The following is a 24134-nucleotide window of genomic DNA, read 5'->3' on the forward strand; positions in this document are numbered from 1 at the left end:
CGCAAACAAATGCAACACTAAATTCATTTGTGCGGAGGCAATCCGCATCGGGAGGAGAGTACCATGACTTACAGAAGAACGCTCATGCGTGCTGCGGCGGCGGCCGCGATGCTGGCGGCGCTGGGTACAAGCGCGGCGGCGCAGGATGTGCTGCGCTTCAGCCATACCGACAACCCCGGCGGCTCGCGGCAGGCCGCGGCGGAAGTCTTCGCAGAGAAGGTGGCCGAGTACACCGAAGGCCGTTACGAAGTGCGGATCTTCCCCGCAGGGCAGCTGGCGAACGATCCCAAGGCGATCGAACAGCTGCAGCTGGGTGGCATCGACTTCACTGTCTCGGCGACCGGCAGCTATGCCACTCACCTGCCGAGCCTGAACCTGACCGCAATGCCGTTCCTCGTCGACAGCTACGAGCAGGGTTGGGAGCTTTATGACAACTCCGAATGGCTGCAGGGCGAGTTCGACAAGCTGCCCGAGAAGGGCTTCCGCGTGCTGGCGACCTGGGAGGCGGGCTTCCGCAGCTTCACCACCAAGGAGCCGCTGACCAGCCCGACAGATGCGGAAAGCATGAAGATGCGGGTGTTCCCGAACGACATGATCCGCTGGACGATGGAGGAGATTGGCTTCCAGACCGTCGTGATGCCGATCACCGAAGTATACCTCGCGATCCAGCAGGGCACCGTGAGCGGGCAGGAAAACCCGGTCGACACGATCAAGTCGCTGCGCTTCTACGAGGTCGCGCCAAACATCACGCTGACACGGCACGTCTACAGCCCGCTGCCGCTGACGATTGCCGAGGCGACCTGGGAGAAGTTCTCGGACGCCGACAAGGAGGCCGTCACCCGCGCCGCGCAGGAGGCTGCCGCCTTCAGCCGAGACCTGGTGAAAAGCTCGGTCGACAGCCAGCTGGAAGAGATGAAAGCCGAAGGGGCGACCGTATCGGTCCCCGAGATCGGCCCGTTCCGCGAGGCTGTCGCCCCGGTCTACGACAAGGCGCGCGAGGTCTATGGCGCCGAGGCCGTGGACAAGATCCTGGCCGACGCCAAGTCGATCCGCGAAGCGATGCCGACGTCGAACTGACATTCGGCATGACGTCACCGCCGGGCCTCCCTCCCGGCGGTGACCGTTTGGAGGCGTAATCTTGGATTACAGGCAATTCTATCCGGCCGCCCTGCGCTGGCTGAGTGCACTGATCGACCTGTGCCTCGTGCTGGGCGGGCTGTCGATCGTCACGCTGGTCTTCGTCAACGCGGCCCTGCGCGGCGCGGCGGGGTTCGACCTGGCCTGGTCGCTGGAGGTCACCGCCTTCCTGCTGCTCTGGACCACGTTCCTCGGCTGCGCGGCGGCGATGGCGCGCGGTGCGCACATGCGCGTCACCGAGATCGTCGAGAACTTGATCCCGCACGCGGGCCAGCGCGTGCTTGCCGTGCTGATCGATCTGGCCATCGCCGCGATGCTGCTGAGCCTGATCTGGTACGGCTGGGCCATCGCCGCGCGCACCTGGGACCAGGAGACGACCGTGCTCTACTGGCCGGTGGGGCTGCTCTATGCCTCGATGCCCGTGGGCATGGCGCTGTCGCTGGTCTTTCACATTTTCAACTCGTTTCATGACCTCCGCCACCCGCACGCCCTGCACGCGGCGCAAGTGGACGGCGGCGAGGAGCTGACATGATCCTGCTGTTCGTCGTGGCGGTGTTCCTTGGCACTGTCTTTCTGGGAGTGCCGCTGGTCTGGGCGATCCTGATCACTGCGGTGCTGCCGATCCTGGTATTCGATCTCGGCTATCCGCTGCAGGCGCTCTATCTGAACTTCATCGGAGGGGTTGAGCCGAACCACTTCCTCGCCATTCCGCTGTTCATCGTTGCGGGTGAATTGATGTCGCGTGGCGGGGTCGGCCTTCGGATCATCGAGTTCGCCCGTGCCGCTTTCGGCTTCATGGCGGGCGGCCTCGGCATGGTCGTGGTGGGCGCGTCGATGATCTTCGGCGGCATCTCAGGCTCGGCCATCGCGGACAGCGCGGCCATCGGTTCGGTGATGATCAAGAACATGAGCCGTGAAGGGTACTCGACTGCCTTCTCGGCCGGGCTGGTGGCGGCGGCGGGGACGATCGGGATCATCATCCCGCCGTCGATCCCGATGCTGATCTACGGCTTTGTCGGCAATGTCTCGGTGGCCGAGCTGTTCCTTGCGGGCATGGTACCGGGCATCCTGTTCGGCCTGTTCTTCATGGGCGTCTGCTATTGGGTCGGCAAGTCCACCGGCTGCGACCCCGGCGGCCGCACGACCAGCGCGAAAGAGTTGACCCGGTCGTTCATCGGTACGGCGCCGGCGCTGTTCATGCCGGTCCTGATCCTGGGCGGTATCTTCACCGGCTGGGTGACCCCGACCGAGGCCGCCGCCTTGGCCGTTGTCTACGGTCTGGCCGTGACCATGTTCGTCTACCGCGATTTCCGCATCCGCGACCTGCCGAAACTGATGGTCGACGCCTTCGTCACTTCGGCCGTGGTGATGGTGGTGATCGGGGCGACGACCGTGCTGGGCTGGCTGATCACGCTGGAGCAGATGCCGCAGATCCTGGTCGCCTTCGTGCAGGAGGTCAGCTCGGGGCCGTGGATGTTCCTGCTGCTGGTCAACGTGGTCCTGCTTGTGCTGGGGCTGGTGCTGGATCCGGTGCCGGCGATCCTGCTGACCGCGCCGCTGTTCCTGCCGACCGCGCAGGCCTTCGGCGTGGACCCGGTGCACCTGGGCGTCATCATGACCTGCAATGTGGCGGTGGGCCTGTTCACGCCGCCGGTGGGGGCAACGCTGTATGTGGCCTCGCGAATCTCGGGGGTCGGGGTGATTTCCATCGCGCGGGCGATGGCGCCGCTTTACCTCGCTGCGATCTCGGCATTGCTGCTGGTCACGTACGTTCCGGCGGTTTCGATGAGCATGGTGCAACTCTTCCGTTGACGTTCGCGGCACCCTTGCGGGTGCCGCTTCGCCTTGCGTTCAAGTGATATCCGGGGTCTTGTGGGTGCAACGACAACCTTGGGTGGGAAAACGGGAATAGTGAACAAGGACGTCAGCCGGCCGCTTTCGAACACGGCGCGCGCCGCCGAGGAACTGCGCGAGATGATCTTTCGCGGCGAGCTTGCCGCAGGGTCGAACCACCTGGAAAGCGAACTGGCCGAACGGTTGGGGATGTCCCGCACCCCGGTCCGCGAGGCGACCCTTATGCTCGAGGGGCAGGGGCTGCTCGAGGTCCGCCCACGCAAGGGTGTCCGGATCCTGCCGCTGTCGCCGGACGACATGCGCGAGATCTACGAGGTGCTGACCGAGCTTGAAAGCCTGGCTGCCGAACGGGCTGCGCAGTCGAAGCCGGACGATGCCGGACTGGCCGAACTCAGCGCCGCGATCGAGGCGATGGAGCAGGCGCTGGAGGCCGAGGACCGCGAAGCCTGGGCCGAGGCCGACGACCGCTTCCACGTCGAACTGGTCCGCCTGGGCGGCAATTCCCGCGTGCGCGCCATCGTCGCAATGATGGCCGACCAGGTGAGACGGGCGCGGGCCACGACGCTCTACATGCGCCCCTTGCCGGTGAAGTCGAACGCGGATCACCGCGGCGTGCTCGAGGCGATCCGCAAGGGCGATGCTGAGGCCGCGCGCCGCATCCACAGGGCGCACCGGACGGAGGCCGGGCGGGTGCTGACGGAACTGCTGGAAAAGCATCGCCTGCGGCATCTCTGAGGCGCGCGCAGACCTCGAAAAATCTTTTCATCGCGGAGGGTTCGCGGGCTTGAACGGCTCTCGTACCCTCCCCACGTCCGCCGACGGGGCGTCTTTCGATACGCGATGGCGCGGGTCCGCCCCGGAGGCCGTGGGCGTGTCCCGCGTTCATACCCCGATATGATGCACAGCCAGATCGAGGGGCCGCTCAGCCCGGCCAGCCCCTATCCCTTTTCCCGCTGGCGGGTCTTTGGTTTCAGCGTGAGCCTCGCGATGCTGGCGCTGGGCATCGGGATGCTTGCGCTGCGGGGTTTGAACCTCGGCCTCGATTTCACGGGCGGCACGCTGATCGAAACGCGCGGCGCGGTGCCTTGGGACCTGGCCGAACTGCGCGCCGCGCTGGGCGCCGCCGGTCTTCCCGATGCGGTGATCCAGTTGAGCGAAGGCGGGCGCGAGGTATTCATCCGGCTTGCAGAGGAGGGCGCCTCCGCCACCGAAAGCGTGCGCCGTGCGATCGGACCTGGCGCCACTATCCTCAGCGAGGCCTCGGTCGGGCCGAAGGTCTCGGGTGACCTGCTGCGCTCGGGGCTTCTGGCGAGCTTCTCGGCGGTCGCCGCCATCGGCGTCTACGTCTGGCTACGGTTCGAGGCGCGCTTCGGTCTGTCGGCCTTCCTGACCACGCTGCACGACGTCGCGATGATGGTCTGCTTCTTCGCCATCACCGGCCTGCCGTTCGATCTGACCAGCATCGCGGCCTTGCTGATGATCGCTGGCTATTCGATCAACGACACGGTCGTCGTCTTCGACCGGATGCGCGAGGTGATCCGGCGGCACCGGACGATGCCGTTGGAGCTGGTGATCGACACCGCGGTGACCGACACGTTGCGCCGGACGCTGATGACCTCGGGCACGACGATTGTCGCGGCGCTGTCGCTGCTGATCTTCGGTGGCCCGGTGCTGTTCGGTTTCGCTGCCGCGGTCACTTTCGGCGTGCTGCTGGGCACGTTCTCGAGCATCTTCGTCGCGGCGCCGCTGCTGCTGCATTTGCCGGGGCCGCTGCCGGGGCAGGAGCTCCCCGACCCGGTCGAACCCGTGCTTTGAGGAAACGCAGATGCTTCTTTCCATTCTCGCCGGTTTTGTTCTGCTTCTGATCGGCGGCGAACTTCTGGTGCGGGGCGCCGTGCGGACGGCCTCGGCGCTGGGGGTCTCGCCTCTGGTGATCGGCTTGACGCTGGTCGGCTTCGGCACCTCGACACCCGAGCTGGTGACCAGCATTCGCGCCGCCTTCGCCGGTTCCCCCGGTATCGCGGTTGGCAATGTCGTGGGCTCCAACATCTGCAACATCCTGCTGATCCTCGGGCTGGCCGCGCTGATCCGTCCGATTGCGACGACCAGGGCCAGTCTGAAGCGCGACGGGCTGGTGTTGGCGGCGGCGACGGTGATCTGCGTGGGCGTGCTGTTGTCCGGTTCGGCCGGGCGGGTCGTCGGTTTGGCCTTCATCGCGATGCTGGTCGGCTACATTGTCTGGGCCTACCTTTCCGAGCGCGGCACCGCGACGCCCGAGACCGAGGCGTTCGAAACGCCCGAGCGATCGGCGGGGATGCTGTTCGCTGTGCTTCTGGCGGTCGCCGGGATCGTGCTGGTGATCCTTGGCGCGGGCTGGCTGGTCGACGGAGCGGTGAGCCTTGCCGCACGCATGGGCGTCAGCGAGACGGTGATCGGCCTGACCATCGTAGCCGTGGGCACCTCGCTGCCGGAGCTTGTCACTTCGGTGATGGCGGCGCTGCGCGGCCAGGCGGGGATCGCCTTCGGCAACGTTGTCGGCTCCAACATCTACAACATCTTCGGGATCCTCGGCGCGACGGCGCTTGTCCTCCCGCTCGAGATCCCGCCAGCCATCGCCGCCTTCGACGGCTGGGTGATGCTGCTGGTGACCGCTGCGCTGATCCTTTTCGCGCTGACCGGCGCGCGGGTCTCGCGGCGCGAGGGTGCGGTGTTCCTGCTGGGCTATGTCGGCTATTCCGGCTGGCTTGCCGTGGGCGCGCTCTAGGATGGACCTGATCGACCTGGGCGCGGCCGCGCCCTGGGCGGCAATTGCGCTGATGCTGACGGTGTTCGCCGCCCTTGTGCTGGAATTGCGCCCGGCCGAGGTGACAGCGTTCTGCGGAGCGACGGCGGCGCTCGCGCTGGGCCTTGTGAGTACCGAGGACGTGCTTGCGGCCATCGCGAACCCGGCACCCGCCACCATCGGTGCGATGTTCCTGCTGAGCGCCGCGCTGGTCCGGACCGGGGCGCTGGATGCGGCGGTTACGCGGATGCAGGGGCTGGCCTCGCGCCGCCCGCTGTTCGCGCTCCTGGCCTTCTTCGCTGCGGCAGCGGCGGCTTCGGCGGTGATGAACAACACGCCAGTCGTCATGGTCCTGATCCCGGTCGCCATAGGGCTGGCCCGGCAGCTCGGGACGGCAGCCTCGCGGCTGCTGATCCCCTTGTCATACCTGGTCATCCTGGGCGGCACGCTAACCATGGTCGGGACTTCGACCAACCTGCTGGTCGACGGTGTCGCGCGCGAGTTGGGGCTGGCCCCGTTCGGCCTTTTCGAGATTGCCCCCGTGGGCCTTGCCGCCGCGCTGGCCGGCGGCGCGTTCCTCGCGGTTTTCGGGCGGCACCTGCTCCCCGAGCGCGACCCTGCCGCGGTCTCGGGCCCCGGCGAGCGCGCCTGGCTGGCCGAACTGTTCGTCCCCGCCGCCTCGCCGCTGATCGGGCGTGTGGTCGGCGATGTGCCCGAGTTCCGTCGTGGCGGTGGGCGTGTCATCGACGTGATCCGGGGCGACAGGTCGCTGCGGCGGGACCTGCCGGGCGTCATGCTCGAGACGGGAGACGTCGTCGTCCTGCGCCTCGCCGATGCCGAACTGATGGGCTTTCGCGACGGTGGCGGCCGTGCCGCGCAGGTGCCGGGCACCGAGACCGCCCGCGCCCGGCGCAGCGCGCTGGTCGAGGTGCTGGTCGGGCCCGGCAGCGCGGCGGCGGGTCAGCGTCTGTCGGCGCTGCGGTGGCGGCGGCGCTACGGCGTCTACCCGATCGGAATGCACCGAGACAGCGAACGCACCGGGCGGCTCGAGGACACGCGGCTGGCGGCGGGTGACATCCTGCTGCTCGACGGGTCGGCTGCGGATATCGGACGACTGGTCGAGGACATGCGCCTGACCGTACTGCATTCCGCCCGCACCCGCGCGTTCCGGCGAAGCCGCGCCCCGGTTGCCATCGGCGTGCTTGCGGCGGTCGTGCTTCTGGCCGCGTTCGGCGTCGCACCAATCCTGCCGCTGGCCCTGATTGGCGTGGCGGTGGTGTTCCTGTCAGGCTGCCTCGACGCCGAAGAGGGGCTGGAGGCGATGGACGGGCGGCTACTGCTGCTGGTGATCTCGATGCTGATCCTGGGTGCGGCGATCGACAACTCGGGCGCGCTTCGCCTGATGGTCGATGCGATCTCGCCTGCTATGGCCGGGATGCATCCGCTGCTCGCCCTCGCGCTGGTCTATGCGCTGACCTCGGTCCTGACCGAGTTGGTGACCAACAATGCTGTCGCGGTGTTGATGGCGCCGATCGCGGCCGGGCTGGCGGCAAGCCTCGGGCTCGACCCGAGGCCCTTCGTCGTGGCGGTGATGTTCGGCGCCTCGGCCAGTTTCGCGACGCCCATCGGCTACCAGACCAATACGCTGGTCTACAACGCGGGCGGCTACCGCTTCGCGGACTTCCTGCGGGTTGGCGTGCCGATGAACCTGATCGTCGGGCTGGTCACGGTGCTGACCATCCCGCTGGTGTGGCCGCTGGAGGGCTGATGTTCAGGTGACGCTGACCGACAGGCTGCCGACGCCCTCGATGTTCGCCTCGAGCCGGTCGCCGCGCTGGACCGCCGCGACGCCCGACGGGGTACCGGTCAGGATCACGTCGCCCGCGTGCAAGGTGAAATAACGCGACAGCTCGGCGATCATCTCGGGGATCTTCCAGATCATCTGGTTCAGATCGCCCTCCTGCCGCAGCTCTCCGTTGACGGTCAGCGCGACGCGGCCCTGGTCCGGGTGGCCAATCTCGCTGGCCGGGTGCAGGGGGCCGATGGGGGCCGAGCGGTCGAAGGCTTTCGCGACCTCCCACGGGCGGGCGCCCTTCTTGGCCTGCGCCTGAAGATCGCGCCGCGTCATGTCGAGCGCCACCGCATAGCCGTAGACGTGGGACAGCGCATCCTCGGGCGCGATGTCCACACCGCCTGAGCCGAGCGCAACGGCCAGCTCGATCTCGTGGTGCACGTCCGAGGTTGCGGGCGGGTAGGGAAAGCTGCCCGAACTGTCCAAGGCGTCGGCGGGCTTGAGGAAGAAGAACGGCGGCTCGCGGTCCGGGTCGTGGCCCATCTCGACAGCGTGGGCGGCGTAATTGCGCCCGATGCAGTAGACCCGGCGCACCGGGAAGGTCAGCGGCGTGCCCGAGACGGGCAGCACGGGCCGCTGCGGCGCGGCGATCACGTAATCAGTCATGGGAAAAGGCTCCGGATCGGTTCTGCCGCAGCTTTGCGGCAAAGCGTGGTGCACATCAAGCCGGGCCTTTACCGGATCAGCCGCCGGTGTGCTCGGGTTTTCCCTCGCGACTGGTGCCAGCCATTTCCTCGAGCTCGCCTTTGGTCATGTGTTCGTACATGTCCTTCGAGGCGCCCTGCAGGTCCGAGACCTCGGTCTCGCCGCGCTTGGCGGAGAGCGCCGCGCCTGCGGCTTTCTGCTGTGCTTTCGACCTGGCTTCCATAAGGGGCTCCTTTTCCTGTCAGGGTTGGTTCGGGTCGACGACATTCGACGGTCGCTGCCCCAGCGAGCCGCCCAGCGTCGGACTTGCGCCGGCATGAATAGCCAAGTTCCGGCAGTACTCCATTCCCGCAGTGCGGGCAGGGGCAGGAGGTTGACGATGAAGAACCTTGCTTTGCCGGTCAGGCCCAGCAGCAGATGCCTCCAACCGCAGTCGCACGCCAGCGTCGCGCTCGGATCGGGAAGCGGGCGGGGACAGTCGCGAACGGTCATGCCGGTGTCCTGAGCGGGCCTATGGTACGGTCAATCGTGCGGTGCGTATCGCCCCTGAACGCGCGAAGACGGCGTTTGGTTCCCATGCGCGGAGCGTCCCGCGATCTTCTTCAAACGGCGGAACTTTTATGCCCGCCCCGGCCTTCTTCCAGTAACCGCGCCGCCCAAGGTTGGCGACAGATCGAAAAGGCGGGTCGCTGATTTTCGGCGATGCCTTCGGATTGTCCGCACGCCACCGCGCCGGGACGACGAATACTTTTTGCACCGGAAGGGAGATCAGCCATGACTGCCACACCGACGGAAATGGACATGAAAAACGCCGCCGACAATGCCCGCGATGCGGCGCATGGTCTGCGGGACGAAGCCGCCAGCCGTCTGGCGCAGGCCCGTGACGCCGCCGTTACCGGCGCCGCCGCCGGGGCCGAGACCGCGAAGAACCGCGCCGCCGACGAGGTGTCCTCGGTCGCGACGGCGTTGCGCCGCGCCTCGGCAGAATTGCGCGCGGGCTCGCCGCAGGAGCGCAGCTTCGGCCAGGTTGCCGAGGTCCTTGCCGAAATGTCGGACGGCATCCGTGACAAGGACCTGCGTGACCTGGTGAGCGAGGCTTCGGGCTATGCCCGCCGCAACCCGCTGGCTTTCCTCGGCGGCGCTGCGTTGCTGGGCTTTGCCGCCGCGCGCTTCGCCAAGGCGGGGCAGGACGACGCCCATGGTGTGCAGGCCGATAGTGGTCACTCTCACGGTGATCATTATCGCCCCGAGCCGCACGAGGCAGCCGAGCTCAACATGCCCCCGCGCAGCGCCGCGCCGGCCGGCGCCTGGCCGTCGGACCCGAAAGACCTGGAGACCTCGTGATGTCCGGCGACGCAAGGGGATCCGCCTCGACAGCCGGACTGCTCAGCGATCTGCTCGGCCATGTCCACGGCATGGTCCGCAACGAGGTCAACCTGGCCCGCGCCGAGATATCCGAGAGCGTGAACCGCGCCACCGGCTCGGCGGTCATGCTGATCGTCGCCGCCGTGATCGGCCTGACGGCGCTCGACGTTCTCGCTGGAGCCGCCGTTGCCGGGCTGGCCGAAGCCACCGAGCTTGGCGCCGGCTGGTCGGCGCTGATCGTCGGCGGCGTGCTGGCGCTAGTCGCGCTGATCCTGGTCCTGCGGGGCCGCAGCAATCTGAAATTTTCCAACCTCGCGCCCAAGCGTACCGTACGGAACGTGCGCCGCGACGCGAATACGGTGAAGGAGATCTACAATGCCGAATGACACCCGAACCGCCTCCGAGATCGAGCGCGACATCGAACTTGAGCGCGCCCGCTTCCGCTCGACCGCCGAGGCCCTGCAGGATCGGTTCCAGCCCGAACGCGTGTTGCGCGAGCTGGGCGATGGGCTGCGGGACTACGGCTCGGACTATGGCCGCGCTGCTGCTCGTGCGGCGCGCGACAACCCGGTGGGCCTGGCGTTGACTGGCATCGGCCTTGCGTGGCTGGCATTTGGCGGTCGCGGCGGCAAAAGCGCGGATCGTTCGGCCTATCGTGACAGCGTGCGCTTCGGCCGCAGCGCCGATCCGTTCCTGATGGACGAGGACGTGCTACGCGAAGACGAGGCCGCTTTGTATCCGGCGGGCAGGGATTTCCCGTCCTGGGCACGGGAACACGACCACTACAGCGACCCTTGGGCCGACGAGGACGAGGGACGTCTGGGACGCGCCCGCGCGGCGGTCAACGATGCCGCCGGTCAGGCTGGTGACACGGTGTCCGGTGCCTACGCCGACGCCCGTGGTCGCATCGGTGCGGCGGGCGAGCGCCTTCGTCGCGGTGCGGCAGATACCCAGGCAGGGTTCCAGGCCCGTGTCGCCCGACTGCGCGAGCGCCTGTCGCGCGGTACCGAGGACTTGTCGGAAGAAGCGCGTGAGCGTGTGATCCGCGCCCGTGCCCGCGCAATCGAGGCCCGGGACCGCGCCAGCCGTGCAGCACGAGGCGGGCAAGCCGCCGCCGGGGACTTCTTCCGCGAGCAGCCGCTCGTCGCCGGTGCACTTGCGGTCGCCGCTGGCGCGGCGCTCGGCGGTGCCCTGCCGCGCAGCCGCACCGAGGACCGTTGGATGGGCGAGCACAGCGACGCGCTCTACCGCGAGGCGGAGGCGATCTATCGCGAGGAGCGTGCGAAGCTTGAACGCGTCGCCGAAGCTGCCGGCGAGGAAGTGCGCAATGTCGCGGATGACGCCGCCACCGACCTCAAGCATAGCGCCGAGGCCGTGCGCGAGAAGGCCGAGGAGGCTGCGAACCGCGTCGGCGAGGCCGCTAAGGACGAGGCCGACAATCAGAACCTCGGCGACATCCGCCACTGACCGCAACCATAGGCGGCGCGCCCCCAACCGGGGCGCGCCGTTTCGCGCTCGAGGAGCCCTCATGTCCCATCCCGGAGAATTCGCCACCTCTCCGTTCGCGATCCCGCGCGCCGGCTGGAAAGCCGTGCTGCTGCGCGTGAAGGACGAGATCTCGCGCGACCGGGTCGGACTGGTGGCCGCCGGGATCGCGTTCTACGGGCTGCTGGCCCTGTTTCCCGCCATTGCCGCGCTGGTCGCTGTCGCCGGTCTGATCGTCGAGCCCGAGGCTGTCGCCGAGCGCATTGACGACGCGGTCGCGATGATGCCCGACGCTGCCGCCGAAATCGTGACCTCGCAGGTCAACGAGTTGGCCGCCACCGGAGAAACCGCGCTGGGGCTTGCGGCGCTCGCGGGTATCCTGCTGGCGGTCTACTCGGCCTCGAAGGGGGTGAGCGCGTTCATGCAGGGGCTGAACGTCGCCTACGAGGAGGAAGAGACGCGCGGCTTCCTGCGTCGCACGCTCACGGTGCTTGTGCTGACCCTGGTGATGGTGCTGGGCGCTGCCGCCGGGATCGCGGCGGGGCCGTTGGTCCCGGCGCTGCTGGCGCTGGTGGAATTGGGCGCGGTCACCGAGTTACTGGTCGCGGCCGCACGCTGGCTTGTGCTGGCGCTGGTCGCGACGTGCGGGATTGCGGTGCTCTACCGCTACGGCCCCAGCCGGGCGCCGGCACAGTGGACCTGGCTGATGCCGGGGGCGCTGCTGGCGTCTGCACTGTGGCTGGCGGCTTCGGTCGGCTTCTCGATCTATGCCGAGAACTTTGCCACGTACAACGAGAGCTTCGGCGCGCTGGCCGGCGTTGTGATCCTGCTGATGTGGCTATGGATCTCGGCCTATGTCCTGCTGCTGGGGGCCGAGCTCAACGCCGAGGCCGAGGCGCAGACCCGTCACGACACGACCGCGGGACGCGGTATGCCGATGGGCGAGCGCGGCGCGCGCAAGGCGGACATTCTGGCGGAGAGCGGCCACGGTTGACCCTTCGTCACCGCGGTCTATGGATTCCCGGGAAAGGATACTGTACCGTCCGCCCCGAGGCGCCTCGTTCCGGCCCGTCTTCCATCTCCCCGCCTGGTTTTCACGCCGGGGACCGCTTTTCTGGACCTGCCCGGTGACCGGCTTCCGCTGATGCGGAAGTCTCGACCAGCGCCCCGTCATCGCCATCCGCCGCGTTTCGCTGTCGGCGGCCCGGGCAATTTCCGCCCGCAAGAACGCCCCGAACCCCAAGCAGGCTCGAGGTCAGACCGAAGAGGAATGCGTCCGTGACCGCCACGATCTCCGCCCCGCAACCGAAGCAGATCGATGCTCTGCGCCATGTGAAGGCCGCCGACTGGGGGCAGGGTCTGGGGGCGCTGGTGCGTATCACCCGGCTGTGCTTCCGCCATCCCTGGCAGGCCGGTGCCGCGATCCTGGCGACCGTGGTCGCCGCGACGTTGCAACTGCTGATCCCGCAACTTCTGGGCCGTGCGGTGGACCAGACGCAGGCGATCGTCGCCACCACCGGCAATGCGGCGGATGAGGCGCTGATGGCGACTGCGCTGCTGCTGCTGGGTGTCAGTGTGGCGCGCGGGCTGTTCACGATGGTCCAGAACTATTTCGGCGAAAGCGTCGGCCACCATGTCGGCTATGAGCTGCGGCTGGCCTGTTATGAAAAGATCCAGCGGCAGAGTTTCTCCTTCCACGACCGGATGCACTCGGGCGAGCTGATCACCATCGGCATGCTCGATCTGGAGGGCGTGCGGATGTACTTCTCGACCGCGTTCATCCGTGTCGTGCTTCTGGGCATCCTGATCGGCGTCGGGGCCTACCTGCTGCTGTCGATGGACGTGGTGCTGGGGCTGGTGGCGCTCAGTTTCGTGCCCTTCGTCGGCTGGCGCTCGGCGGTCTCGCGGCTGAAGCTGCGCGCGACATGGCTTGAGTTGCAGGATCGGTTGTCTGTCCTGACCCGCGTGATGGAGGAGAACCTTGGCGGCATCCGCGTGGTGCGCGCTTTCGCCGGGCACCGCTACGAGATGTTCAAGTTCGACCGCGCCTCGAAATCCGCGCTGGGTCTGGCGCATGAACGTGTCGGCCTTCGGGTGCGCAACACGTCGATGATGACCTTCTCGTTCTTTGCGGCGATGGGGCTGGTGCTGTGGGTCGGCGGCAACAAGGTCAGCGCCGGGACGCTGACCGTGGGCGAGCTGGCCTCGTTCCTGGCGTTCATGACGATCCTGCAGATGCCGGTGCGCCAGCTCGGCCTGATGGTCAACGCGTTCGCTCGCGCCTCGACCTGCGGCGCACGGCTGTTCGCTTTCCTCGACATGCCGGTCGAGATCGCCGATGCGCCGGATGCGAAACCGCTGGAGATCACCGACGGCACGCTGCGCTTCGAGAACGTGGGCTTTTCCTATCCCGACACCCCCGGCAAGCCGGTGCTGGAGGGGATCGATTTCGAGGTCCGCAAGGGCCAGACACTGGGTATCGTGGGGGCGCCGGGCAGTGGGAAATCGACGTTGGTGCACCTGATCCCGCGGTTCTACGACGCGACCGAAGGGCACGTGACGATCGACGGGCAGGACGTGCGCAAGGTGCCGCTGCATGACCTGCGGCAGGCGGTGGCGCTTGTGCAGCAGGACAGCTTCCTGTTCACCACGACGATCGAGAACAACATCGCCTACTCCGACCCTTGGGCCGACGACCGGCGAGTGCAGGGGGCGGCGGCCTCGGCGCAGCTGCACGACTACATCCTCGGGTTGCCGGGTGGCTATGGCACGGTGGTGGGCGAGCGGGGCGTCTCGCTGTCTGGTGGCCAGCGGCAGCGCCTGTCTATCGCGCGCACGGTGATGCAGGAGCCGGCGGTGATGATCTTTGACGACTCGACTGCCGCCATCGACGCGGCGACCGAGCAGCGGATCCGCTCGGCGATGAAGGACTACGCCAAGGACCGCGCGACCATCGTGATCGCGCACCGGCTAAGCTCGGTCATGCACGCCGACGAGATCCTGTTCCTCGACGGCGGCCGCATCGTCGAGCGCGGCACACACGAGGAGCTTCTGGCGCTGGGCGGCCGTTATGCCGCCCTGCACGACCTGCAGGTGCGCCCCGACGAGGATGCGCTGGACGATATCGAGGGGGCCGCGGAATGAGCGCGACGGGCGAACTGGAAGTCAACGTCAACGATGTGCGCGACGACGGGCGGCGGCCGTTCCGTGCGGTGGTCGGCTCTCACCGGGTCGAGGAAAAGATGTTCGGCCGGGTCTTCGACGGCAAGGTCGTGGGCCGCATCTGGGCGTTCGTACAACCCTACCGCAGCCGTGTCATGCTGGCCGTGGCTGCCGTGCTCGCCTTCACCGCGATGCAGTTGCTGATCCCGCTGATCATTCGCTACGCCATTGATGACGGCATGGCCGAGGGCGGGTCGCTGGGCTGGTACGCCGTAATCTTCGCGGTCGCCGTGGTCATCAACGCGGGCGCAAGTTACCTGCAGGAGAATACTGTCGGGCAGGTGGCCGAGAACGTGCTGTTCGACATCCGCCGAGCGATGTTCCAGCACCTTCAACGGATCTCGTTGTCGTTCATGGACAAGACCGAGGTCGGACGGCTGATGTCGCGGCTTCAGGGCGACGTGAACTCGATGCAGGAATTCCTCGAGACCTGCGTTCTGTCGGTGGGCGATATCGTCCTGCTGGTGGGCATCGTCGTCGTGATGCTCTGGATGGATGCGCAACTGGCCGCGTTGGTGCTCGCCGTGCTTCCGGTGCTGTTCCTGGTGCGCATCGTCTGGCTGCCGCGCGCCCGCAGGGCGTTCATGGCCGCGCACGAGACGAACTCGTTGGCCAACGGTGCGCTGGCCGAGGCGATCCACGGCGTGCGCGCGGTGCAGGGCATGGACCGGCAGGGCGTGAACTTCACCCTGTTCAACGAACTGGCGCGCAAGAACCTCAAGACGCATCTGCACGCCAGCCGTATGGCGCAGATCATGGTGCCCATCGTCGACAGCCTGACTGGTATCGCGATGGCGCTGCTGGTTGTCGTTGGTGGCGCGATGGTGCTGAACCAGACGCTCGAGGTGGGCGTCATGGTTGCCTTCATCTTCTACATCCAGCGCTTCTTCGACCCGATCCGTTCGCTGACCATGCAGTACTCGGTGATGCAGCGCGCGATGGCATCCGGGCAGCGACTGACCGAGGTGCTGGACGTGGAACTGGACGTCACCGACAAGCCCGGCGCGGTGGAACTTGGCCCGGACATGGACGGCTCGGTCGAGTTCCGCGACGTGACCTTCGGCTACGATCCGAAGCACCCGGTACTGCAGGATGTCAGCTTCCGGGTCGCGCCGGGCGAGACCGTGGCTCTGGTCGGGCCGACCGGCTCGGGCAAGTCGAGCGCCATGGCGCTGGTGCACCGGTTCTACGACGTGCAGGGCGGGCAGGTGCTGGTCGGCGGGCACGACGTGCGCGACGTGACGCAGGACAGCTTGGGCGCGCAGATCGCCATGGTGCTGCAGGAGCCGTTCCTCTTCACCGGCACGGTCATGGAGAACATCCGCTATCGCAAGACCGACGCGACCGAGGAGCAGGTGATCGAGGCCGCCAAGGCCGTCGGCGCCCACGGCTTCATCGAGGCGCTACCGGACGGCTACCAGTCCATGCTGGGCGAGCGTGGCGGCAACCTTTCACTGGGCCAGCGGCAGCTGATCAGCTTTGCGCGCGCGCTGGTGGCAGACGCCAAGATCCTGGTGCTGGACGAAGCGACGGCGAACATCGACAGCTATACCGAGGCGCAGATCCAGAAGGCGCTGGTGACATTGCTGAAGGGCCGCACTGGCCTTGTGATCGCGCACCGGCTGGCGACGATCCGCGGCGCGGACCGGATCATCGTGCTGCAGAAGGGGCAGCTGATCGAAAGCGGCAAGCATGACGAACTGATGGAAAGCGGCGGGCTGTACTCGCGGCTCTACCGGTTGAACTACGCAAGCTTCGACGACATCCCCGACGACGCGGTGAAGGCCGAGGCGCAGGCGCGCTCGTCGAGTTGAGCGTCCGCGCGCCTCGGTCAAAAAGCTTGCTCGGAAAGGTAATTCGCGAGATGCTCTGGCCGATGGAAAACCATCGGGGGAGGGGTAAAGAGTGTCTGTTTTCGAGAAAATGCATACGGCCATAGAGAACTCGGACGTGGACGGCTATATCGGGCTTTACGCCGACGACGCCGTTTTCGTCCGGCACCAGTCGGGCCAGAAGATGGACAAGGCCAGTTTCGAGGCGCTGATCCGGAAGATGTTCGCGTCGCCCGACATGACCTTGGGCGAGCGGCGCTGCCTCTATGAAAACGACGACATCCTCGTCGTGCACTCGATCAACGATTATCCCGACGGCACCCGCGAGGCGGTGCTGATGGCCTGCATGCTGAAGGACGGCAAGATCACGCGGGTCGAGACGGGGGCGACGCCGCTCACCAAGTAAGCCGTCGCAAGGCTACCGGGCTGTGCCCCGAGGCAGAGTCCCGGGGTGCCGTGTCGGCGAACGGACGGACGCGGACAGGGCCTTTGTGCGCAGGAACGCTTGTTGGCGCCGGCGAGTCGGGGGCAATGGCGCTGTGCACCGGTCCTACGACATGCAGGACGGCCTAGTGTTGGTCGGTCGCCGCTGCGGGCGTCGCGACGCAGGACAGCCTGTACGAGCAGATTTTCATAGTCCTGCGAAAGGCGCACCTCTTCACCGGCAAGGTCATGGAAAGTATTGCTATCGCGAGGCCGACGCCACTGAGGAGCAGGTGATCGAAGCCACCATGGCCGCTGGGGCCCCCAAGCCTCTGCGAGGCGTTGCCTTTCGGCTATCAATGGATGCGCCGCGAACGCTGAGGCAACCTTCGCTCGGTCAGTGCCAGCTGATCGAAAACGACCAGCGTGACGAGTTGATTTAGCTCGGAGGGTTCTTGCCGCGTCTGAATTGGCTGAGCCACGTGAGCTTCGACCAAAACCTGTTGGGGCGCCGGCCGATAGCCGCCTTCTTGCCGTGATCGCGTCGTTCGTCCGCCATGAAGGTCTTGTTTTACCTCTCTGATCCGCTCGTTCAGGGCGCGCAATTGGGGGCGAGACATGTCTGGAACAATGCGACGAACCATAGGTGTTAGCTCCCTCGGGGCAGCAATCCTTTACGTGTGCGCGACAGGTGCCGTGGCCGAGCCCTACATGGCCGACTTTCGCTGCGTCGCCACGAACTATTCGGTGCCGGTTCACTATGCGCGCAAAGGCGGGCTGGCGGTCTCGGTTTCCGCTACGGGCACTGATCTGGAAAAGCAGAACGTGATGACCTGTTCCGGGAACACCTGCTATTCGGTGAGCGGCGATCCGGAACTGATCCAGTACTCCACGATCCTGGAGGTGTTCCGTGACGAGAAAGGCGTGCTTTCGGCGAAGAACACGTTCGTGATCTATCCCTCCGAGGCGATGAATGATCCGGGCGGAGTTACCGTGAACTTCGAGACCTGGGACTGCTCCTGAGATTGATCCGGGGCTGTCCCGTCACAAAGGTTTAACCCCCGATCCCAACCGGCTATCACTTCGGAAACGACAGTGGAGAGCCGACATGTTGCGAAACGACCAGCTCGACGCATGGGACCGCGAGAGTTTCCTGCATCCCTCGACCCATTGGGGTCAGCACGCGCGTGGCGAGAGCCCGAACGCGATCATCACGGGGGCCAGCGGGTCCTACATTGAGGATCGCAACGGCACCAAGCTGCTGGACGCGTTTGCCGGGCTCTACTGCGTCAACGTCGGCTATGGGCGCACGCAGATCGCCGAGGCGATTGCCAAGCAGGCGCATGAGTTGGCCTACTATCATTCTTACGTCGGGCACGGCACCGAGGCTTCGGTGACGCTGGCGCACATGGTTCTGGAGCGGGCGCCGGCGCATATGAGCAAGGTCTATTTCGGCCTTGGCGGCTCGGACGCGAACGAAACCAACATCAAGCTAGTCTGGTACTGCAACAACATTCTCGGTCGGCCCGAGAAGAAGAAGATCATCAGCCGCTGGCGGGGCTATCACGGCTCGGGCCTGATGAGCGGCTCGCTGACCGGGCTGGACCCGTTCCATCGCGCCTTCGATCTGCCGCTGAGCCAGGTCGTGCACACGACCGCGCCCTACTACTACCGCCGCGAGGACCTGGGCCAGAGCGAAGAGCAGTTCTCGGCCCAATGCGCCGCCGACCTCGAAGCGCTGATCGAGCGAGAGGGCGCGGACACCATCGCAGCCTTCATCGCCGAACCGATGCTGGGCACGGGCGGCATCGTTCCCCCGCCCAAAGGCTATTGGGAAGCGATCCAGCCGGTGCTGGAGAAGCACGATATCTGGCTGATTGCCGACGAGGTGGTCACCGGGTTCGGGCGGCTCGGCACGATGTTCGGTTCGGACCACTACGGGATGAAGCCTGACATCATCACCATCGCCAAGGGACTGACCTCGGCCTATGCGCCGCTTTCGGGGTCCATCGTGTCCGAGAAGGTCTTCCGGGTATTCGAGAAGGGCACCGACGAGATGGGGCCGATCGGGCATGGCTGGACCTATTCGGCGCATCCCATCGGGGCTGCAGCCGGGGTCGCGAACCTGAAGCTGGTCGACGAGTTGGGACTGGTCGAGAATGCCGGGACCGTCGGTGCGCATCTGCGCGCGGCGCTGGCCGATGCGGTCGGGGATCATCCGAACGTCGGCGAGATCCGGGGCGAGGGTATGCTCGCCGCGGTCGAACTGGTTCAGGATCGCGATGCGCGCAAATTCTTCGATCCGGTCGGAAAGACGACCGGCGCTGTCGTTGCCGCCATGCGCGAGCGCGGGGTGATCGCCCGCGCCATGCCGCAGGGCGACATCATCGGCTATGCGCCGCCGCTGAGCCTGAGCCGCGAAGAGGCCGAGAAGATTGCCGGCGTCACCGCGCAGGCGCTGAAGGCGGCGTTGGGCTGAGACCCAGCGCGCGCGCGATCCGGGCCCGCAGGCGCGCGGGCCCGTCATCCTGCGCCATCTGCCCGGCCACGCGTCCGGCGGCCTCGGCGTAAGCGGGGGTTCCGGTCAACTCGTCGAGCCGTTCGGCAAGCAGCTTCGGTGTCAGGCGTTTCATCGGCACGGGCGCTGGGCCGGTTCCCAGTTTCCGCGCGCGGTCGGCCCAGAAATGGTTGTCGAACACAATGGGCGTGATGAACGTCGGTCGCCCCGCCGCGAGGCCCGTGTGCAGCGTGCCCGCGCCCCCGTGGTGAACGACAGCGGCGGTCATCGGGAACAGTTTCTCGTGCGGTTGCGGGCCGGTCAGGAATAGCCTTTCGTTCTGGGGCAGCTTCAGTTTCGCGCCGCCCTTGAAGAGGATCGCCCGTCCGCCCCAACGCGCCAGCCCTTCGGCCAAGGCGCTGCGGGCGTGGCGCGGGACATAGGGCAGCGAGCCGAAGCCCAGATAGACCGGCGGCGGCCCGGCATCGAGGAAGCGTTGCAGATCGTCTCCGGGTGTCCAGCCCTGGCCGAGGTGCAGGGGGAACGCGCCGCCCACCTCGGTACCCTCGGGCAGGGTCAGGCCCGGCGGCAGAAGCGCCGGGCTGCAGGCGAGGAAGGCAGGCGTGCCCGGGGGGAACGGATGCGAGAACCGGCTTAGCGGCGGCAGGCCCAGCCCCTTGCGAAAGTCGTTGAACGCGCCGCGCAGCAGCAGCGAGGGCAGGCGGGGCAAGTGGTGGCTGACCCGGTTGAGCGGACCGCCGAGGCTGGCGGCGGGCACGACCGGCAATGCGTGTGCCGGGGTTGCGCCGACGGGCTGCGGCGCGACCATGAGCGCGGGCTTGCCGCGCGCCTGGGCCACCCAGGCGGCGAAGGGCAGGAACCAGTGCCAGAGCACGAGATCCGCGTCTGATGCGGCCTCAGCCGTGCGCGCCATCAGCCGCCCGACGTGGCGCTGCGCCATACCGCGCATCCGGGGGATGTTGCGCAGAGTGCCCAGTACGCCCGCGCCGGCCAGCCTGGCAACCGAGTCGTCTTGTAGCGCGTCGCCCGCGTCGTCTGCGTTGAGTGCGACGAACTCCAGCCCGCACCGCTCGGCCAGGCGTTGGCCGGTCGTGGGCGCGACCAGGCGGAAGCGGTAGCCGTGGGCGACAAGGTGCATCCCCGCTGCGCAGAACGGCGCGACGTCGCCGCGGGTTCCCAGGGTGACGGCGACGATCAGGGGGCGGTCGGTGCTCATGCCGCAGCAATAGCCGGGCGCAACCTCATGTGCCAGCTTGCGTTTCCGCGCGCTGGCGTCGGCGGTGTTTGCCGCTAGGATGCCGGGGCGGCGGACGGCACGGAAGGGCCAGGCATGAACAGCGTGAAGACGACGGTGATCGGCGGGGTCATCTTCCTGATACCGATGATATTCCTCGCCATGGTCCTGGGGCATGCGTTCCAGATCGCGCTGAAGGTTGCCAAGCCCGTCAGCCGGGTGATGCCGGTCGACAGTTTCGCAGGCGTCGCCATGGCGAATATCGTTGCGGCGCTGTTGATCGCCTTCGTGTGCTTCCTTGCCGGACTTGCGGCGCGCAGCGCCGTCGTTTCCGGGCGGATGGCACGTCTCGAGACCAGGCTGATCGAGGCGTTTCCCGTCTACCAGACCACCAAACGCTCGATCACCGACGCGGTGCACAACAGCGCGCAAGAGGACAACTGGAAGGTCGTTCTGGTCGGCAGCGAGGACGGCCAGCGGTTTCTCGGCTACGAGATCGAGGTGCTGGAGGCAGGGCTGTCGGTCGTGTTTCAACCGCTCACGCCCAATACAAAGACCGGGTTCGTCTGGACCGTGCCGCAGGCGCAGTTGCGTTACCTCGACCTCAATCCGCGGGACGTCGCCAAGAGGTTGCGGAGCTACGGGATCGGTCTGTCGACGCTTGAGATGGAAGCTGCCGCGCGGAGGGACGGCCCGGCCTGAAATTGGGTGGGGGAAGGGGGTTGCGGGAATGGCTCCATAATGTTCTTTAAGCAAAAAGCACATTATGCGAGGTTCCCATGCGCCGCCCGAATATCCTTTACATCATGTCCGACGATCATGCGGCGCAGGCCATCGGCGCCTATGGCTCGCGGCTGAACCGGACGCCCAATATCGACCGGATCGCGCAAGGCGGCGTCCGGCTCGATAATTGCTTCGTTACCAATTCGATCTGCACGCCCAGCCGGGCGGCGATCCTGACCGGGCAGTATAATCATGTGAACGGCGTGACCACGCTGACCACGCCGTTCGACAACCGCCGCCCGCATCTTGCCAAACACCTCCAGCAGGCCGGCTATCGCACGGCGATGGTGGGCAAGTGGCACCTCGGCGAGGGTGCGGAGCATCAGCCCACCGGGTTCGATCACTGGTCGGTGCTGCCCGGCCAGGGAGACTATTTCGATCCGCTTTTCATCGGCCCCGAGGGGGCGGCCCGGGAGCCGGGATATGTCACCGACATCATCACCGACAAATGCCTCGACTGGCTGGGGCAGGGGGATGACCAGCCCTTCTTCCTGATGTGCCATCACAAGGCGCCGCATCGGAATTTCGCGCCGCATCCGAAGTACCGGGACCTCTACGCCGACATCGACCTGCCGGTGCCCGAGACTTTCGACGACGACTATGCAACCCGCTCGCGTGCGGCGCATGAGGCGCGAATGCGCGTACGGACGGATTTCGAGTACGAGGATCTGGGGCTGGCGCAGCCCGAAGGCGGAGCCGAGGTCGGGCCTTTGCACGTCGAGCATCGTCCGGGCCGCAAGGTGCCGCACCCGGAGGACCCGCGCGATCTGCGGCTTGTGGACGTGAACACCGGCGAGGTCTTCACCTTCGAGACGCAGGAGCAACTCTCGCGCTTCAAGTACCTGCGCTACATCCGCCGCTACCTGCAATGCGTCGCTTCGATCGACGAGAGCGTGGGTCGGCTCTTTGACCATCTGGAGGCGACCGGGCAGGCCGAGAACACGATCGTCATCTACACCTCGGATCAGGGGTTCTTCCTGGGCGAGCACGGCTGGTTCGACAAGCGCTACTTGTACGAGGAATCGCTGCGGATGCCCTTCCTGATGCGCTACCCGGCGGGGCTGGAGGCGGGCGGCGTCGTAGATGACATGATCTGCAACGTCGATTTCGCGCCGACGCTTCTGGACTATGCCGGAGCGCCGGTGCCCAGCTATATGCAGGGGCGCAGTTTCCGGGGCTGTCTAGAGGGTGCGGCCCCCGAGGACTGGCCGGAGCAGGTTTATCACCGCTACTGGATGCACCGGGACAACAGCCACCAGGCCTTCGCGCATTACGGGCTGCGGACCCGGCGGCACAAGATCATCTACTGGTACAATGACGGGCTCGGCCATCCCGGCAGCGGTGCCCGTAGCGATCCGCCGGAATGGGAGCTGTTCGACCTCGAATCGGATCCCTCCGAGCTGCGTAATCTTTGGGACGATCCGGCGGCGGCGGAGGTAAGGGACGAGATGGTCGCAGCGCTCGAACAGCAGATGGCTACGATCGGGGATATCCCGGAGCATGTCCGGGGTGCGGCGTAACGCGCTGGAATAATTTCTAAAAAACCTCCAGAGCATCGAATGTCCTAAAACCATAAAAAACGCTTTACCCGACTCGGGCACCTGTCATAACGTTTTTACGAAAACCGACGGCAGTACGGGCGGAACGTCGCCGTCGGCAAGCGAACAACAACGAACCAACACCGCCACGGAGGAAATGATGACCGAACACACCGCGACCTTCCGCGCCGGACGGCGCAGGCTGCTGGGGGCGCTCGCCGCCGGCACGATGCTGACGCCGCTGGCCTTCGGCACCGCGCAAGCCGATGTTTCGGGTGAGCTGGTGATGATCAACTGGCTGTCCGGCTCGCAGGGCGAGATGATGGAGGCGCTGCAGGCGGACTTCGCCGAGAAAAACCCCGGCATCACCTTCCGCAACATCATTCCCGCCACCTCGGGCGATACCCGCGGCGGTATCCGCACGGTGCTTCTGGGCGGTGAGCAGGCGGACATTCTGATCAACACTTGGCCAGCCTTCCGGCAGGAGCTTCTGGATGCCGGTCTGATTCAGCCGGTGGATGAAGCATGGGAGGCCAACGGCTGGTCCGAGTATCTTTCGGACGGGTGGAAGGACCTCTCCAGCATCGACGGCGTGAACTACGGCGTGACCTACACGTTCGGCGACCGTTCGGGCCTGTGGTTCCGGCCTGACACGCTGGAAAAGGCCGGCCTGACGCCGCCCGAGACCTGGGAGGACTTCATCGCCGGGTTCGACAGCCTGAACGCCGAGGGCGTGACCCCGCTGGCGATCCCCGCGAACATCTGGGCGCACGCCGAGTGGTTCGAGTCGATCCTGCTGCGCCTTGCCGGAGCGGATTTCGTCTCGAAGCTGGCCGCACACGAGGTGCCGTGGACCAGCGACGAAGTGGTCGCCGCGTTCGGCCGGCTGGGCGAGATGATGAACGCCAACTGCTGCCGTGACGCCAACACCATGCTGGCGACGGATTGGCAGGCGGCCGCCGACGCCGTGCTCAAGACCGGCGATGCGGGCTATCTGCTGCTGGGCATGTGGGTAAACACGCGCGCCAAGCAGGATTACGAGCTGAACGCGGGCGAGGATTTCCACCTGCTCCAGTTCCCGGATTTCGGGATGGGCTTTGACGACCAGTCGATGGTCGACGCCAAGGAGTTCAACATCCTCAGCTCGGTCAAGAACCTCGAGGGCGCGAATGCCTTCATGGGCTACATGCTGACCGCCGACGCGGCCGCGATCATGGCCGAGTATGGGCTCGCCTCGCCGTCGAGCGCGGTCGATCCGTCGATCTACGATCCGGTGATCCAGCGCTCGGTCAACGAGGTGAACAGCGCGACGCAGGTGCAGTTCGTTCTTGGCGACCTGCTGCCTGGCGATCTTGTCAGCGAGTATCGCATCCAGATCCAGAAGTTCCTTCAGGATCCCAGCGACGAGACCATTGCCGCCGCCGTCGAGCGGCTGGAAGAAGTCGCGAACGCGTCCTACTGAAA

22 protein-coding genes are annotated in these 24134 nt (G+C 66.5%); 19 read left to right on the forward strand and 3 right to left on the reverse strand.

Going from position 1 to position 24134, the window contains the following annotated elements; translation table 11 throughout:
* Window positions 1-63: 63 nt before the first annotated feature.
* The 7 genes from ACW9UR_RS21165 to ACW9UR_RS21195 all read left to right on the forward strand — a co-directional run bounded on the left by ACW9UR_RS21165 (window position 64) and on the right by ACW9UR_RS21195 (window position 7541).
* Window positions 64-1077, forward strand: coding sequence for a TRAP transporter substrate-binding protein (locus tag ACW9UR_RS21165; protein WP_458919058.1), 1014 nt, complete (start codon window positions 64-66; stop codon window positions 1075-1077).
* A gap of 61 nt (window positions 1078-1138) precedes the next feature.
* Window positions 1139-1669 (forward strand): TRAP transporter small permease, encoded by a 531-nt coding sequence (locus ACW9UR_RS21170; RefSeq protein WP_458919059.1) that lies wholly within the window; start codon window positions 1139-1141, stop codon window positions 1667-1669.
* On the forward strand, window positions 1666-2949 hold the full coding sequence (locus tag ACW9UR_RS21175; RefSeq protein WP_458919060.1) for a TRAP transporter large permease: 1284 nt from the start codon (window positions 1666-1668) through the stop codon (window positions 2947-2949). The genes ACW9UR_RS21170 and ACW9UR_RS21175 overlap by 4 nt, the downstream gene beginning before the upstream one ends.
* Before the next feature lie 99 nt (window positions 2950-3048).
* Window positions 3049-3726, forward strand: a complete 678-nt coding sequence (locus ACW9UR_RS21180) for a GntR family transcriptional regulator (RefSeq protein WP_458919061.1) — start codon at window positions 3049-3051, stop codon at window positions 3724-3726.
* Between the two features lie 159 nt (window positions 3727-3885).
* On the forward strand, window positions 3886-4806 hold the full coding sequence (gene secF, locus ACW9UR_RS21185) for a protein translocase subunit SecF (RefSeq protein ID WP_458919062.1): 921 nt from the start codon (window positions 3886-3888) through the stop codon (window positions 4804-4806).
* Between the two features lie 10 nt (window positions 4807-4816).
* Window positions 4817-5755: a calcium/sodium antiporter gene (locus tag ACW9UR_RS21190; RefSeq protein ID WP_458919063.1), complete on the forward strand. Its 939-nt coding sequence runs from the start codon at window positions 4817-4819 to the stop codon at window positions 5753-5755.
* A 1-nt stretch (window position 5756) separates the two neighbouring features.
* Window positions 5757-7541 (forward strand): SLC13 family permease, encoded by a 1785-nt coding sequence (locus ACW9UR_RS21195; protein WP_458919064.1) that lies wholly within the window; start codon window positions 5757-5759, stop codon window positions 7539-7541.
* A 3-nt stretch (window positions 7542-7544) separates the two neighbouring features.
* On the opposite strand, the gene ACW9UR_RS21200 is transcribed toward ACW9UR_RS21195, so the two are convergent.
* Window positions 7545-8231 (reverse strand): fumarylacetoacetate hydrolase family protein, encoded by a 687-nt coding sequence (locus ACW9UR_RS21200; protein ID WP_458919065.1) that lies wholly within the window; start codon window positions 8229-8231, stop codon window positions 7545-7547.
* Window positions 8232-8307: 76 nt separating this feature from the next.
* Complete coding sequence (locus tag ACW9UR_RS21205; protein ID WP_458919066.1) at window positions 8308-8493, reverse strand: DUF3008 family protein; 186 nt, start codon at window positions 8491-8493, stop codon at window positions 8308-8310.
* 551 nt (window positions 8494-9044) lie between these two features.
* On the opposite strand from ACW9UR_RS21205, the gene ACW9UR_RS21210 reads away from it, so the two are divergent.
* The 9 genes from ACW9UR_RS21210 (at window position 9045) to ACW9UR_RS21250 (ending at window position 19076) form a co-directional block, all read left to right on the forward strand.
* On the forward strand, window positions 9045-9614 hold the full coding sequence (locus ACW9UR_RS21210) for a hypothetical protein (protein ID WP_458919067.1): 570 nt from the start codon (window positions 9045-9047) through the stop codon (window positions 9612-9614).
* Window positions 9614-10021: a phage holin family protein gene (locus ACW9UR_RS21215; RefSeq protein ID WP_458919068.1), complete on the forward strand. Its 408-nt coding sequence runs from the start codon at window positions 9614-9616 to the stop codon at window positions 10019-10021. Before ACW9UR_RS21210 ends, ACW9UR_RS21215 begins: the two co-directional genes overlap by 1 nt.
* On the forward strand, window positions 10011-11102 hold the full coding sequence (locus ACW9UR_RS21220) for a DUF3618 domain-containing protein (RefSeq protein WP_458919069.1): 1092 nt from the start codon (window positions 10011-10013) through the stop codon (window positions 11100-11102). Before ACW9UR_RS21215 ends, ACW9UR_RS21220 begins: the two co-directional genes overlap by 11 nt.
* A 61-nt stretch (window positions 11103-11163) precedes the next feature.
* Entirely contained in the window at window positions 11164-12114 is a 951-nt protein-coding gene (locus tag ACW9UR_RS21225; protein ID WP_458919070.1) for a YihY/virulence factor BrkB family protein, read from the forward strand.
* A gap of 284 nt (window positions 12115-12398) precedes the next feature.
* Complete coding sequence (locus tag ACW9UR_RS21230) at window positions 12399-14264, forward strand: ABC transporter ATP-binding protein (RefSeq protein ID WP_458919071.1); 1866 nt, start codon at window positions 12399-12401, stop codon at window positions 14262-14264.
* Window positions 14261-16156: an ABC transporter ATP-binding protein gene (locus ACW9UR_RS21235; protein ID WP_458919072.1), complete on the forward strand. Its 1896-nt coding sequence runs from the start codon at window positions 14261-14263 to the stop codon at window positions 16154-16156. Before ACW9UR_RS21230 ends, ACW9UR_RS21235 begins: the two co-directional genes overlap by 4 nt.
* Before the next feature lie 91 nt (window positions 16157-16247).
* Window positions 16248-16580, forward strand: coding sequence for a nuclear transport factor 2 family protein (locus tag ACW9UR_RS21240; protein ID WP_458919073.1), 333 nt, complete (start codon window positions 16248-16250; stop codon window positions 16578-16580).
* A 728-nt stretch (window positions 16581-17308) separates the two neighbouring features.
* Window positions 17309-17620, forward strand: a complete 312-nt coding sequence (locus tag ACW9UR_RS21245; RefSeq protein WP_458919074.1) for a hypothetical protein — start codon at window positions 17309-17311, stop codon at window positions 17618-17620.
* Between the two features lie 85 nt (window positions 17621-17705).
* On the forward strand, window positions 17706-19076 hold the full coding sequence (locus ACW9UR_RS21250) for an aminotransferase (protein WP_458919075.1): 1371 nt from the start codon (window positions 17706-17708) through the stop codon (window positions 19074-19076).
* Here the strand turns inward: ACW9UR_RS21250 and ACW9UR_RS21255 are convergent.
* Complete coding sequence (locus ACW9UR_RS21255) at window positions 19042-20331, reverse strand: glycosyltransferase (protein ID WP_458919076.1); 1290 nt, start codon at window positions 20329-20331, stop codon at window positions 19042-19044. The genes ACW9UR_RS21250 and ACW9UR_RS21255 overlap by 35 nt on opposite strands.
* A 114-nt stretch (window positions 20332-20445) precedes the next feature.
* Here ACW9UR_RS21255 and ACW9UR_RS21260 point away from each other — a divergent pair, with 114 nt between their 5' ends.
* The 3 genes from ACW9UR_RS21260 (at window position 20446) to ACW9UR_RS21270 (ending at window position 24132) form a co-directional block, all read left to right on the forward strand.
* The gene (locus ACW9UR_RS21260; RefSeq protein WP_458919077.1) at window positions 20446-21051 is read left to right on the forward strand and encodes a DUF502 domain-containing protein; all 606 of its coding nucleotides are present in this window, start codon (window positions 20446-20448) and stop codon (window positions 21049-21051) included.
* Window positions 21052-21128: 77 nt separating this feature from the next.
* Window positions 21129-22652, forward strand: a complete 1524-nt coding sequence (locus ACW9UR_RS21265; protein WP_458919078.1) for a sulfatase family protein — start codon at window positions 21129-21131, stop codon at window positions 22650-22652.
* Window positions 22653-22830: 178 nt separating this feature from the next.
* Window positions 22831-24132 carry an ABC transporter substrate-binding protein gene (locus ACW9UR_RS21270; RefSeq protein WP_458919079.1) on the forward strand — a complete coding sequence of 434 codons (1302 nt, stop codon included), beginning with the start codon at window positions 22831-22833 and terminating at the stop codon, window positions 24130-24132.
* Window positions 24133-24134 lie beyond the last annotated feature (2 nt).

This window comes from Halovulum sp. GXIMD14794, assembly GCF_054457455.1.

Excerpts from the sequence above, each read along its gene's own strand:
- ACW9UR_RS21165 (WP_458919058.1), top strand. The coding sequence starts at position 64 with ATGACTTACAGAAGAACGCTCATGCGTGCTGCGGCGGCGGCCGCGATG.
- ACW9UR_RS21175 (WP_458919060.1), top strand. The coding sequence starts at position 1,666 with ATGATCCTGCTGTTCGTCGTGGCGGTGTTCCTTGGCACTGTCTTTCTG.
- secF (WP_458919062.1), top strand. The coding sequence starts at position 3,886 with ATGATGCACAGCCAGATCGAGGGGCCGCTCAGCCCGGCCAGCCCCTAT.
- ACW9UR_RS21190 (WP_458919063.1), top strand. The coding sequence starts at position 4,817 with ATGCTTCTTTCCATTCTCGCCGGTTTTGTTCTGCTTCTGATCGGCGGC.
- ACW9UR_RS21195 (WP_458919064.1), top strand. The coding sequence starts at position 5,757 with ATGGACCTGATCGACCTGGGCGCGGCCGCGCCCTGGGCGGCAATTGCG.
- ACW9UR_RS21200 (WP_458919065.1), bottom strand. The coding sequence starts at position 8,231 with ATGACTGATTACGTGATCGCCGCGCCGCAGCGGCCCGTGCTGCCCGTC.
- ACW9UR_RS21205 (WP_458919066.1), bottom strand. The coding sequence starts at position 8,493 with ATGGAAGCCAGGTCGAAAGCACAGCAGAAAGCCGCAGGCGCGGCGCTC.
- ACW9UR_RS21210 (WP_458919067.1), top strand. The coding sequence starts at position 9,045 with ATGACTGCCACACCGACGGAAATGGACATGAAAAACGCCGCCGACAAT.
- ACW9UR_RS21215 (WP_458919068.1), top strand. The coding sequence starts at position 9,614 with ATGTCCGGCGACGCAAGGGGATCCGCCTCGACAGCCGGACTGCTCAGC.
- ACW9UR_RS21220 (WP_458919069.1), top strand. The coding sequence starts at position 10,011 with ATGCCGAATGACACCCGAACCGCCTCCGAGATCGAGCGCGACATCGAA.
- ACW9UR_RS21225 (WP_458919070.1), top strand. The coding sequence starts at position 11,164 with ATGTCCCATCCCGGAGAATTCGCCACCTCTCCGTTCGCGATCCCGCGC.
- ACW9UR_RS21235 (WP_458919072.1), top strand. The coding sequence starts at position 14,261 with ATGAGCGCGACGGGCGAACTGGAAGTCAACGTCAACGATGTGCGCGAC.
- ACW9UR_RS21245 (WP_458919074.1), top strand. The coding sequence starts at position 17,309 with ATGGCCGACTTTCGCTGCGTCGCCACGAACTATTCGGTGCCGGTTCAC.
- ACW9UR_RS21250 (WP_458919075.1), top strand. The coding sequence starts at position 17,706 with ATGTTGCGAAACGACCAGCTCGACGCATGGGACCGCGAGAGTTTCCTG.
- ACW9UR_RS21255 (WP_458919076.1), bottom strand. The coding sequence starts at position 20,331 with ATGAGCACCGACCGCCCCCTGATCGTCGCCGTCACCCTGGGAACCCGC.
- ACW9UR_RS21260 (WP_458919077.1), top strand. The coding sequence starts at position 20,446 with ATGAACAGCGTGAAGACGACGGTGATCGGCGGGGTCATCTTCCTGATA.
- ACW9UR_RS21265 (WP_458919078.1), top strand. The coding sequence starts at position 21,129 with ATGCGCCGCCCGAATATCCTTTACATCATGTCCGACGATCATGCGGCG.
- ACW9UR_RS21270 (WP_458919079.1), top strand. The coding sequence starts at position 22,831 with ATGACCGAACACACCGCGACCTTCCGCGCCGGACGGCGCAGGCTGCTG.